This window comes from Microbacterium sp. M3, assembly GCF_033548675.1.
GTDB lineage: Bacteria > Actinomycetota > Actinomycetes > Actinomycetales > Microbacteriaceae > Microbacterium > Microbacterium arthrosphaerae.
Genome location: NZ_JAWTZT010000001.1, coordinates 1,021,185 through 1,032,156, shown reverse-complemented (window position 1 = coordinate 1,032,156; position 10,972 = coordinate 1,021,185). Strand labels below are relative to the sequence as shown.

The 10,972-nt window shown below is 71.9% G+C and carries 9 protein-coding genes; 1 reads left to right on the top strand and 8 read right to left on the bottom strand.

Annotated elements, in window-relative coordinates; all coding sequences use genetic code 11:
- Positions 1 to 365 precede the first annotated feature (365 nt).
- From R8Z57_RS04635 to R8Z57_RS04600, 8 genes are all read right to left on the bottom strand, one after another.
- Positions 366 to 2,027: an MFS transporter gene (locus R8Z57_RS04635; protein ID WP_318352569.1), complete on the bottom strand. Its 1,662-nt coding sequence runs from the start codon at positions 2,025 to 2,027 to the stop codon at positions 366 to 368.
- A gap of 76 nt (positions 2,028 to 2,103) precedes the next feature.
- The gene (locus R8Z57_RS04630) at positions 2,104 to 2,265 is read right to left on the bottom strand and encodes a hypothetical protein (RefSeq protein WP_318352568.1); all 162 of its coding nucleotides are present in this window, start codon (positions 2,263 to 2,265) and stop codon (positions 2,104 to 2,106) included.
- Between the two features lie 159 nt (positions 2,266 to 2,424).
- Positions 2,425 to 3,414 carry a serine hydrolase domain-containing protein gene (locus R8Z57_RS04625; protein WP_318352567.1) on the bottom strand — a complete coding sequence of 330 codons (990 nt, stop codon included), beginning with the start codon at positions 3,412 to 3,414 and terminating at the stop codon, positions 2,425 to 2,427.
- Positions 3,415 to 3,520: 106 nt separating this feature from the next.
- Complete coding sequence (locus R8Z57_RS04620) at positions 3,521 to 4,945, bottom strand: rhamnulokinase family protein (RefSeq protein ID WP_318352566.1); 1,425 nt, start codon at positions 4,943 to 4,945, stop codon at positions 3,521 to 3,523.
- A gap of 112 nt (positions 4,946 to 5,057) precedes the next feature.
- Positions 5,058 to 7,094 carry a bifunctional aldolase/short-chain dehydrogenase gene (locus R8Z57_RS04615; RefSeq protein WP_318352565.1) on the bottom strand — a complete coding sequence of 679 codons (2,037 nt, stop codon included), beginning with the start codon at positions 7,092 to 7,094 and terminating at the stop codon, positions 5,058 to 5,060.
- A gap of 58 nt (positions 7,095 to 7,152) precedes the next feature.
- Positions 7,153 to 8,052 (bottom strand): alpha/beta hydrolase fold domain-containing protein, encoded by a 900-nt coding sequence (locus R8Z57_RS04610; protein WP_318352564.1) that lies wholly within the window; start codon positions 8,050 to 8,052, stop codon positions 7,153 to 7,155.
- Positions 8,053 to 8,159: 107 nt separating this feature from the next.
- Positions 8,160 to 9,326, bottom strand: a complete 1,167-nt coding sequence (gene rhaI / locus R8Z57_RS04605) for an L-rhamnose isomerase (RefSeq protein WP_318352563.1) — start codon at positions 9,324 to 9,326, stop codon at positions 8,160 to 8,162.
- The gene (locus R8Z57_RS04600; protein WP_318352562.1) at positions 9,323 to 9,739 is read right to left on the bottom strand and encodes an L-rhamnose mutarotase; all 417 of its coding nucleotides are present in this window, start codon (positions 9,737 to 9,739) and stop codon (positions 9,323 to 9,325) included. The genes rhaI and R8Z57_RS04600 overlap by 4 nt, the downstream gene beginning before the upstream one ends.
- Positions 9,740 to 9,903: 164 nt before the next feature.
- Here R8Z57_RS04600 and R8Z57_RS04595 point away from each other — a divergent pair, with 164 nt between their 5' ends.
- Positions 9,904 to 10,911 carry a LacI family DNA-binding transcriptional regulator gene (locus tag R8Z57_RS04595; protein WP_318352561.1) on the top strand — a complete coding sequence of 336 codons (1,008 nt, stop codon included), beginning with the start codon at positions 9,904 to 9,906 and terminating at the stop codon, positions 10,909 to 10,911.
- The last annotated feature ends 61 nt before the right edge of the window (positions 10,912 to 10,972 follow it).

The following is a 10,972-nucleotide window of genomic DNA, read 5'->3' as shown; positions in this document are numbered from 1 at the left end:
TCGGTGATATTTCGTCGGTCGGCGGTCTGGTGGCGCGAAGCTCCGAGCGGGGGGAGATCTCCGACTTCGTGGCGCGGACGTCGATGGCGGGACGGATGCCGCAGCCCCCGGCGGGTCGCGTGGCCTCGACCGCTGGGTCGACCGGTCGGCGCCACGGGGTCGGTGATATCTCGTCGGTCGGCGGTCTGGTGGCGCGAGGCTCCGAGCTAGGGGAGATCTCCGACGTCGTGGCGCGGATGCCGGTGGCGGGACGGATGCCGCAGCCCCCGGCGGGTCGCGTGGCCTCGACCGCTGGGTCGAACGGGCGGCGCCACGGGGTCGGTGATATCTCGTCGGTCGGCGGTCTGGTGGCGCGAGGCTCCGAGCTAGGGGAGATCTCCGACGTCGTGGCGCGGATGCCGGTGGCGGACGGATGCCGCAGCCCCGGCGGGCTCTGCCGCCTCCACCTCGGCGGGCTCGTCGCGGCGCGAGCCGTTGCCCAGCGACAGGGTCGCGAGCAGGCCGAGGGTGAGGAAGCCGGCGGCGGCGAAGCTCGCGTACTTGGTGCCCTCGGAGAACGCGGCCTTCGCGTCGTCGGCGAGGGGCGCGGTCTGGGGCGACGCCGCGAGCCCCGCGATCGCGCCGCCGGCGCTGTCGACGACCGACGACACCACCTGGTCGCGCTCGTCGGCCGGGAGCCCGCGATCGTCGAGCTTGGCGGTGAGCGACGTCGCCGTCGTGGAGAACAGGATCGTGCCGAGGATCGCGATGCCGAGCGCCGCGCCGAGCTGCCGCGCGGTCGACTGGGTGCCCGAGGCCTGGCCGCCCTCCGCCGTCGGTACGTCGGCCAGGACGACGCCGGTGAGCTGCGCGGTCGCGAGGCCCACGCCGAGCCCGTAGACGAAGAGCGCGGGGATCAGCGGCAGCCACGAGGCATCCGGTCCGATCACGAACCCGACCGCCGCCACGCCGATGATCTCGGCCACGATGCCGGCACGGACGATCCACACCGGGGCGACACGCCCGCTCAGGGCTCCCGCGACCCCGCTCGCGACGAACGAGCCGATCGCCAGGGCGAGGAGGATCAGCCCGGTCTGGACCGCCTGGAAGCCGAGCACGAACTGCAGCCACAGCGGCAGCGCCAGGATGAGCCCGAACTCGCCGAGCGCCACCACCATCGCTGCGATGTTGCCGTTGCGGAACGACGGGATGCGGAAGAGGCCGAACGCGAGGATGGTGGGCTTGCCGGCACGGCGCCGGTGCAGACCCCAGGCGATGAACGCCGCGAGACCCACCGCGGCGATGACGAAGGCCACGGCGACCGGGGAGACGTCCCACGGCCAGGTCCAGTCGCCGATGGTGAGGTGCTTCTCGGTCGTCAGCCAGCCGTACGTGCGGCCCTCGATGAGGCCGAAGACGAGCGCCCCCACCGTGATGACCGACAGCAGCGCGCCGACGACGTCGATCGACTGAGCGTCGCCGCGCGACTCGTCGACGGTGAGCAGCACGCCGATGACGATGAGGATGCCGAGCGGCACGTTGATGAGGAACGCCCAATGCCACGAGAACTCGGTCGTGAGCCAGCCGCCGAGCAGCGGGCCGACCGCGGCCATGCCGCCGATCGTGGAGCCCCACACCGCGAAGGCGATCGCGCGCTCTCGACCGCGGAAGGTGGCGTTGAGGAGCGAGAGTGTCGTCGGCAGTATCATGGCCCCGCCCACGCCCTGGACGAAGCGGGCGGCGATCAGCAGACCGCCCGAGGACGCCAGTGCCGCCCCGACGGAGGCGAGCGTGAAGACGACCACGCCGATGAGCAGCATCCGTCGTCGTCCCACCCGGTCGGCGAGGCTGCCGAACACGAGCAGCAGCGACGCGAAGACCAGGGTGTAGGCCTCCTGCACCCACTGGACCTCGCTCGAGGTTATGCCGAGGTCTTCGACGATCGCCGGGATCGCCACATTGATGATCGTCGAGTCGACGATGATCAGCGCGACGGCGACGCTGATGAAGACCAATCCCGCCCAGCGGCGGCGCGCACTCGACATCATTTCGCTAGCTTATCTAGCGATTTGCGGACCGCAACCACTCTGGAGGGGCGGGGCCGGGCCGCACCCCGTGAAGGAATCACGCGGGCGGGTTGTCGGGGTCCAGCGTCTCGAGGGTGTCCTGCTCGACGGCGTTGTCGGCCTCGAGCTGCTCCTCGGTGGTCTCGTCACCGCCCACGGGATGCTCGTCGCCCGCGGTGGGCGTGCCGGAGGTCTCTTCGTCGCTGCGCCGTTCGTCCATGGGCACACGCTAACCCCGGGACGGATGCCTCGGCACGGGGCTTGACGGATCGTGCGGCGACGACTCGGCCCGCACCGTCCGCCACGCTGGCGGGGCGGACCCGGCACAGTCCGCCGCCGTCCGCCGGCCCGGCCCGCGGACGCCGGCGTCCGGCCGCGGTTAGCGTCCGGCGACCAGCGCGTTGTCGAGCTCGTCGAGGTCGACGCCGGGGCGCTCGGCCTGGTTCGTGAGCAGCACGAAGGCGACGCCGGCCGTCGGGTGGACCCAGAACTCCGTGCCCGCCCAGCCGCCGTGCCCGAACACGTCGCGATCGATGAGACCCGGCGCACGCGTGCGGAGGTTGAAGGTGAAGCCCCAGTCCTGCCCGCGCTCGGCGGGGTAGGGCTCCAGGCGCGGGAGGCCCGTGGTGAGCGGACGGCGCATCATGGCGAGCGTGGCCGGCTGCACGAGACCGCCCGTTTCGCCCTGCCCGATCCGCAGCAGCGCGGACCCGAGCGCGAGGAGGTCGGCGGCGGTGCCGATCATGCCGGCACCCGGGTTGCGGTGGCCGGCGAAGCCGCGCATGTCCAGGCCGAGCCGCTCGGCGTCGACGACGGTGTGGGGGTCGGCGGACGGATCGAGCGTGAGCCCGGTGGCGCCGAGCGCGGCCGCCCACGTCGAGATGTCGGCATCCCACCCCCACCCGGCGGTGTGCCGCACCAGCGCGGCGATGCCGTCGAACGCGACCGTCGAGTAGCGCGAGGCGGTGCCGGCGGCGAAGTCGCGGCCCGGGGCGAGCAGCGCGGGCCGCAGCCCCTGCGGCGGGTCGAGCGACGGCTCGGGGATGCCGGAGGTGTGGCTCACCAGGTGGCGCAGGCGCACGACGTCGTCGCGGGCGCCGCCGAACGCCGGGATGGCGTCCGACAGCGGCGTTTCGCTCGTCAGGACGCCGCGCTCGATCGCGCGGGCCGCGGTGAGGCCCGTCAGCACCTTGGTGATCGAGAACAGCCAGTACGGGTCGTCGACGCGCGCCGGTCGGCCGGCAGTCGCGCCGAACGCGTCGAGCGCCACGGTGCCGTCGGCGGTCGCGATGCCGAGCACCGCGGTAGGGAGGCGCCCCGCGTCCACGTGACGCCGTGCCCAGTCGAACGCTGCGCCGTATCCGGTCATGTCGTCGCTCCTTGTCGGGGGTGCCGGCCGCACCACGGCTTGGCTGCCTGGCGCCGGGCGCACGGCGTCGCCGCGGGGCGAAGCCGTGCTGTCGTCGCGAGGGTGTTCACTCGCCCCGCGGCTCGTAGCGGACGGGCGAGACGGATGCCGCGACCACCTGCCGCAGGCGCTCCAGTGTCGCGTCGGCCCCGAACCAGCCGTGGGCCCGCGCCTGCACGAGCACGTTGCCGAGGGCCGTCGCCTCGACGGGGCCCGCCAGCACCGGGAGCCCGGAGCGATCGGCGGTCGCCTGGCACAGCAGCCGGTTGAGAGCCCCGCCGCCCACGACGTGGATCACGTCGATGTCGCGGCCGGTGAGCCGGCCGGCGGTCGCGACGGCGCCGGCGAACGCCTGCGCGATGCTCTCCACGATCGTGCGGGCGAACCCCGTGCGCGTCGCGGGCGCCGTGGCGCCGGACTCGGCGAGCACGGCGGCGATGCGCGCCGGCATGTCGTCGGGGGCCGACAGGCGCGGGTCGTTGGCGTCGAACAGCGGGACGTCGCCGTCGACGGCGGCTGCGGCATCCAGCAATGCCGGAAGGTCGATCGGTGCGCCGTCCTCGGCCTCCCACGTCCGCACGGCCTCGCTCAGCAGCCACAGGCCGGTGACGTTGTGCAGGAAGCGGACCCGCCCGTCGACCCCGCCCTCGTTGGTGAAGTTGGCGGCGCGTGCGGCGTCGGTGAGGACGGGCTCGTCGAGCTCCACCCCGACGAGTCCCCACGTGCCGCAGGAGATGTACGCCGCGTCGGGCGTGCTGAGGGGCACGGCGACGACGGCCGAGGCGGTGTCGTGCGAGCCGACGGCGATCACCTCGAGAGGTGCGCCGATGCGCTCGCGCGCTTCGCCGTGGAGGGTTCCGATGGCGGCACCCGGGTCGACGAGGGAGGGGAGGACGGATGCCGGGATTCCGAGCCGCGACGCGAGCTCGAGGTCCCACTCGCCGGTGCGGACGTCGAGCAGCCCCGTCGTCGAGGCGTTCGTGCGCTCGGCGACGTGCGCGCCCGTCAGCAGGAACGCGACGAGGTCGGGGATGAGGAGCGCGACCTCGGCATCGCCGAGGCCCTGCTCGACGGCGTACTGGTACAGCGTGTTGAACGGTAGGAACTGCAGGCCGTTCCGGCGGTAGAGCTCGTCGAACGACGCGACGGCGTGCACCGTCTCGACGCCGCGCACGGTGCGCTCGTCGCGGTAGTGGAACGGCTCGCCGAGCAGCTCGTCGCCGTGGACGAGCCCGTAGTCGACCGCCCACGAGTCGATGCCGATGCTCGCGATGCCGGGCTCACGGCGGAACGCCTCCGTCAGCCCGTCGACGATGTGGCGGTAGAGCGCCGTGAAGTCCCACCGCAGCGAGCCGTCGGGCCCGGGCACGGGGCCGTTGGGGAAGCGCGCCACCTGCTCGAGGCGCAGCATCCCATCCTCCACGTACCCGAGCATGACGCGCCCGCTGGTGGCCCCGAGGTCGACCGCCGCGACGACGCCGCCCGAGGTCATCGGCGGCCTCCAGGCGTTTCGTCTCGGTCGCTGGCGCTCCCTCCCTCAACGACCGGGCTGAGCGCCCGGTCGTTGAGCGAGCGAAGCGAGACGAATGGCTCGGAACGCGGCGTCATCGCAGGAACGCGGCGGCGACGCCGGAGTCGACGGGGATGTGCAGGCCCGTGGTGCGGCTCAGCTCGGGGCCGGTGAGGACGTAGACGGCGTCGGCGACGTTCTCGGGCACGACCTCGCGCTTGAGGATGGTGCGGTTGGCGTAGAACTGGCCGAGGTCCTCTTCCTTGACGCCGTAGGTCGCGGCGCGGTTGGCGCCCCAGCCCGAGGCGAAGATGCCCGAGCCGCGTACGACGCCGTCGGGGTTGATGCCGTTGACGCGCACGCCGTGCTCGCCGAGCTCGACCGCGAGCAGGCGCACCTGGTGCGCCTGGTCGGCCTTGGTCGCCGAGTACGCGATGTTGTTGGGGCCGGCGAAGACGGAGTTCTTCGACGAGATGTAGATGACGTCGCCGCCGAGCTTCTGCTCGATGAGGATCTTCGCGGCCGCCTTCGACACCAGGAACGAGCCCTTGGCCATGACGTCGTGCTGGAGGTCCCAGTCCTTCTCGGTGGTCTCCAGCAGCGGCTTCGACAGCGACAGGCCGGCGTTGTTGACGACGAGGTCGACGCCGCCGAAGGCCAGCACCGCGGCGTCGAAGGCGGCCTGGATCGCGTCGGCATCGGCGACGTTCGCCGCGACGCCGATCGCGACGTCGCTGCCTCCGAGCTCGGCCGCGGCGGCCTGCGCCTTCTCGAGGTCGAGGTCGGCGACGACCACGCACGCGCCCTCGGCCGCGAGACGGACGGCGATGGCCTTGCCGATGCCGGAGGCGGCGCCCGTGACCAGTGCGATACGGCCCTGGTGGGTCTTGGGCTTCGGCATGCGCTGCAGCTTCGCCTCTTCGAGGGCCCAGTACTCGATGCGGAACTTCTCGGCGTCGGAGATGGGCGTGTAGGTCGACAGCGACTCGGCGCCGCGCATCACGTTGATCGCGTTGACGTAGAACTCCCCGGCCACGCGCGCGGTCTGCTTGTTCGCGCCGTACGAGAACATGCCGACGCCCGGGATCAGCACGATGAGCGGGTCGGCGCCGCGGATCGCGGGGGACTCGGCGGTGGCGTGCGCGTCGTAGTAGGCCTGGTAGTCGGCGCGGTACTCCTGGTGCAGCTCCTGCAGGCGCGCGACGGATGCCTCGACCGAGGCGTCGGCGGGCAGGTCGAGGATGAGCGGCTTGACCTTGGTGCGCAGGAAGTGGTCGGGGCAGCTGGTGCCGAGCGCGGCGAGCTCGGGCGCCCGCTCGGACGCCAGGAAGTCCAGCACGACGTCGGCGTCGGTGAAGTGCCCGACCATCGGCTTGTCGGTGGAGGCGAGTCCGCGGATCGTCGGCGCGAGGGCCGCGGCCTTCGCGCGACGCTCGGCGTCGGGCAGCGCCTCGTAGCCGCTGCGGACGCCGCCGAACGGGTCGGCCTTGCCGTTCGCGTCGATGTAGGCCTGCGCCGTCTCGATGATCCAGAGCGAGTTCTGCTCGGCCTCGTCGGAGGTGTCGCCCCACGCCGTGATGCCGTGGCCCCCGAGGATCGTGCCGATCGCCTGCGGGTTCTTCGCCTTGATGGCGGCGATGTCGAGGCCCAGCTGGAAGCCAGGGCGGCGCCACGGCACCCACACGACCTTGTCGCCGAAGATCTTGGCGGTGAGCTCCTCGCCGTCGGCGGCGGTCGCGATCGCGATGCCCGAGTCGGGGTGCAGGTGGTCGACATGCGCGGCGTCGACGAGCCCGTGCATGGCGGTGTCGATCGACGGAGCCGCGCCGCCCTTGCCGTGCAGGCAGTAGTCGAACGCGGCGACCATCTCGTCCTCGCGCTCGACGCCCGGGTAGACGTCGACGAGGGCGCGCATGCGGTCGAGGCGCAGCACCGCGAGGCCCTGCTCCTTCAGCGTGCCGAGGTCGCCGCCCGAGCCCTTGACCCACAGCAGCTCGACGGCTTCGCCGGTGACCGGGTCGGTCTCCAGGCCCTTCGCCGACGTGTTGCCGCCGGCGTAGTTGGTGTTCTTCGGGTCGGCGCCGAGGCGATTCGACCGGGTGATCAGGTCGGTGACGGCCGGGTTGGTCATGATGTGTCCTTTGTGGGTCTGAGATCTTGCGAGTCGCCACGACACGCCGAATGGAGCGTCAGGCTACCGGCGTGTTCTGGCGAGTCGAGGGAGAAGTGAGGGGGTGGGGCGCGGGGCGTGACGAGGCAACGGTGAGGGCGGCGAGGCGGGTCACGAACCGGTCGATGGTGACGGATGCTGCGACCTCGTGCGGGCGGTTCAGATGGCCGTGCTCGGTACCGGTCTCGGTCACCACGTCGACGGAGCGGCCGGCGGCGCGGAGCGCCGCGGCGAACGCCTCACCAGAGACCCGGAGTTCGTCGACGTCGCCGTTGACGATGAGGGTCGGCGGGAACTGCGCGAGGTCGACGGGGCGGGCGAGGCCCGGGATCGCGCCCAGCGGCGCACGGTCGACCGGACCGCCAAGGTAGTTCTCGTACATCGCGCGCACCATGTCGGCGCCGAAGCGGTCGGCCTCGGGCTGCGCGTCGAGCGCGGCGCGCAGGGCGGGATCGGGTGCCGGCTGCACGGCGAGCAGCGTCGGGTAGGCGAGCAGCACGAGGGCCGGCAGCGCGGCGCGGCGCTCGATCAAGCGCAGTGTCGCTCCCGCGGCGAGGTTGCCTCCGGCGCTGGTGCCGCCGAGGGCGATGCGGTCGCCGTCGATGCGGAGGCGGCCGGCGTTGTCGACGACCCACGACCAGGCGGCCAGCATGTCGTCGGAGGCGGCGGGGTAGTGGTGTCCGCCGGAGCGGCGGCCCGCAGCATCCCATCCCTCCGCGACCGGGGCGAGCCGGTAGTCGACCGACGCGACCGTCGTGCCGCGCGCGGCGAGCTGGGAGGCGACCCAGTCGGACTCGGGCATGTCGAGGTCGCCGAAGGCGAACGCGCCGCCGTGCGCCCACACGAGTCCGGTGCCGTTGGGCTCGCGCGCGGGGTAGACGCGGACGAGTCCGTCAGCGGCGGAGTAGGGCTCGCTCATTCGGATCCTTCGGGTTGGTGGCCAGCAGCGGTGCCGGGATCGAAGTGGTGCACCGGAGGCTCGAGGATCGGCATCCCGAGCCTCCGGTGGGCTTGTGCGTCCGGGGCTTACGCGCCCCAGCCGGCCTGCGTGCCGCCGACGCGGTCCGCGGCGATCCGCTGCTGGTAGCCGGATGCCGCGTACGCCGCCATCGGGTCGGCCGCGAGTCCGCGCGACTCGCGCCACTCCGCGAGTGCCGGGCGCACGTCGGTGTAGAACGCGTCCATGAAGACGGCGTTCGCGCCGAGCACGTCGTTCGCCTGCTGCGCCGCGGCGAGCGCGTCGCGGTCGACGAGCAGGGCGCGCGCCGTCATCTCCTGGACGTTGAGCACGGAGCGGATCTGTCCGGGGATCTTGTCCTCCACGTTGTGGCACTGGTCGAGCATGAAGGCCACGTCGGGGTTGTTGAGGCCGCCGCCGCGCACGACTTCGAAGATGATGCGGAACAGCTGGAACGGGTCGGCGGCGCCCACGATGAGGTCGTCGTCGGCGTAGAAGCGCGAGTTGAAGTCGAACGAGCCGAGCTTTCCGAGGCGCAGCAGCTGCATGACGATGAACTCGATGTTGGTGCCCGGCGCGTGGTGGCCGGTGTCGAGGCACACCATCGCCTTGTCGCCGAGGCTTGCGACCTGGGCGTACGAGGTGCCCCAGTCCGGAACGTCGGTGTGGTAGAACGCCGGCTCGAAGAACTTGTACTCGAGCACCAGACGCTGCTCGTCGCCGAGACGCTCGTAGATCTTCTGCAGCGAGTCCTGCAGGCGGTCCTGGCGGGCGCGGATGTCGGTCTGCCCCGGGTAGTTCGAGCCCTCGGCGAGCCAGATCTTGAGGTCGCGCGAGCCGGTGGCATCCATGATGTCGATGCACTCGAGGTGGTGGTCGATCGCCTTCTGGCGGATGCGGTCGTCGTGGTGGGTGAGCGCCCCGAACTTGTAGTCCTCGTCCTGGAAGGTGTTCGAGTTGATCGTGCCGAGCTCGACACCGAGGTCTTCCGCGTGGCGGCGGAGGTCGGCGTAGTCGTCGACCTTGTCCCACGGGATGTGCAGGGCCACGCTCGGCGCGAGCTTCGTGTAGGCATTGACCTGCGCGGCATCCGCGATCTTCTCGTAGGGATCGCGGGGCGTGCCGGGCGTGGTGAACACGCGGAACCGCGTGCCGGAGTTGCCGAAGGCCCAGCTGGGCAGTTCGATGCCCTGGCCCTCGAGTGCGGTGAGGATGTCGGGTGACAGCGTCGTCATGATGTGGTGCCTTCTTCGTGAGCGGGGTCTGTCGGGGAAGGGTGCTCGGATGCCGCGCCCCGGGCGGCGGTGAGCTGGTCGTCCAGGTGGAAGATCTCGGTGAGGGGAGTGGCGGCCTGATCGGGCCGTCCGTCGAGGGCGACGAAGAAACGGCCCATCTCCGCCTCCCAGCGTGCGGCCACCTCGGAGCGGGCGAGGTACTCCTGGGCGGCGGCGTCGTCGTCGGTCTCGTAGTAGCCGATGAGGCGTCCGCCCTCGCCGAGGAAGAGGGAGTAGTTGCGACGACCCGCTGCCTCGATCTCGGCGAGCATCTCGGGCCACACCGGCGAGTGCCGCTCGATGTACTCGTCGAGCAGTTCGGGGTGGATGAGGAGCTGGAAGCAGACTCGGGTCGTCGCGGCATCCTTCGTCATGACGACTCCTCCGGTCTCGTCGAGGCCGTCACGGGATGGACAGCGCTGTGAATCGTTTCAACGATAACGCGGGGCACGCGATACCGCAAGCGGAGAACGCTTCCCGGCCCGGTGAGCCCCGTGACGGGGCGCAGACGGTAGCGTGTGCCCGAGGAGGTGTGCGCATGGTGGTGAGTGTGCGAGATGTCGCGGCTGCGGCATCCGTCTCCGTCGGCACCGTGTCGAACGTGCTGAACCGGCCCGAGAAGGTGGCCCCGGCCACGGTCGAGCGGGTCACGCAGGCCATCGAGGAGCTGGGCTTCGTGCGCAACGATGCCGCCCGGCAGCTGCGCGCCGGCCGCAGCCGCAGCATCGCGCTCATCGTGCTCGACGCGGGCAACCCGTTCTTCGCGGAGGTCGCCCGCGGCGCAGAGGATCGCGCGGCCGAATCCGGCATGAGCGTGCTGCTCGGCAACAGCGACGAGCGGTCCGACCGCGAGGACGCCTACCTCGAGCTGTTCCGCGAGCAGCGGGTCAACGGCGTGCTGGTGACACCCGTCGGCGACGACCTCGCCCGGCTGGAGCGTCTGCGGCGCAGCGGGGTGCCGGTCGTGCTCGTCGACCACGAGGATGCGGAGCTGGATCTCGGCTCGGTCTCGGTCGATGACGTCGAGGGCGGCTACGTGGCGGTGTCGCACCTGCTGTCGACCGGGCGGCGTCGGGTCGCCTTCCTCGGCGGCCCGCGGACGATCCGTCAGGTCGCCGACCGCCTCGAGGGTGCCCGGCGCGCCGTGGCCGAGGTGGAGGGTGCGACCCTCGAAGTGGTCGAGATGTCGGCGCTGTCGGTGCTGCAGGGCCGTGAAGCCGGCGAGCTGCTGCGCGCCCGGCCGGCGGCCGAGCGGCCCGACGCGGTGTTCGCGGCGAACGACCTGCTCGCCGTGGGTGCGCTGCAGGCTTTCACACTGATGGCCGACCTGCGAGTGCCCCGCGACATCGCGCTCATCGGCTACGACGACATCGACTTCGCGTCGGCCACCGTGGTGCCGCTCAGCTCGGTGCGCCAGCCCGCGCATCTCATCGGCTACACCGCCGTCGACCTGCTGCTGAAGGAGCTCGACGATCCCGGCGGCGACCACGAGCGCACGGTCCGCTTCCAGCCGCAGCTCGTCGTGCGGGAGTCCACGGGCGGCTGACGTGTGGGGCCAGGGCGGCGTCCCGCCGTCCGGGCCTGCGTCTCGATGTCGATTCCGGCCG

What these genes read in the sequence shown, in the direction of transcription:
- R8Z57_RS04635 (WP_318352569.1), bottom strand. Translation starts at nt 2,027, where the DNA reads ATGATGTCGAGTGCGCGCCGCCGCTGGGCGGGATTGGTCTTCATCAGC.
- R8Z57_RS04630 (WP_318352568.1), bottom strand. Translation starts at nt 2,265, where the DNA reads ATGGACGAACGGCGCAGCGACGAAGAGACCTCCGGCACGCCCACCGCG.
- R8Z57_RS04625 (WP_318352567.1), bottom strand. Translation starts at nt 3,414, where the DNA reads ATGACCGGATACGGCGCAGCGTTCGACTGGGCACGGCGTCACGTGGAC.
- R8Z57_RS04620 (WP_318352566.1), bottom strand. Translation starts at nt 4,945, where the DNA reads ATGACCTCGGGCGGCGTCGTCGCGGCGGTCGACCTCGGGGCCACCAGC.
- R8Z57_RS04615 (WP_318352565.1), bottom strand. Translation starts at nt 7,094, where the DNA reads ATGACCAACCCGGCCGTCACCGACCTGATCACCCGGTCGAATCGCCTC.
- R8Z57_RS04610 (WP_318352564.1), bottom strand. Translation starts at nt 8,052, where the DNA reads ATGAGCGAGCCCTACTCCGCCGCTGACGGACTCGTCCGCGTCTACCCC.
- rhaI (WP_318352563.1), bottom strand. Translation starts at nt 9,326, where the DNA reads ATGACGACGCTGTCACCCGACATCCTCACCGCACTCGAGGGCCAGGGC.
- R8Z57_RS04600 (WP_318352562.1), bottom strand. Translation starts at nt 9,739, where the DNA reads ATGACGAAGGATGCCGCGACGACCCGAGTCTGCTTCCAGCTCCTCATC.
- R8Z57_RS04595 (WP_318352561.1), top strand. Translation starts at nt 9,904, where the DNA reads ATGGTGGTGAGTGTGCGAGATGTCGCGGCTGCGGCATCCGTCTCCGTC.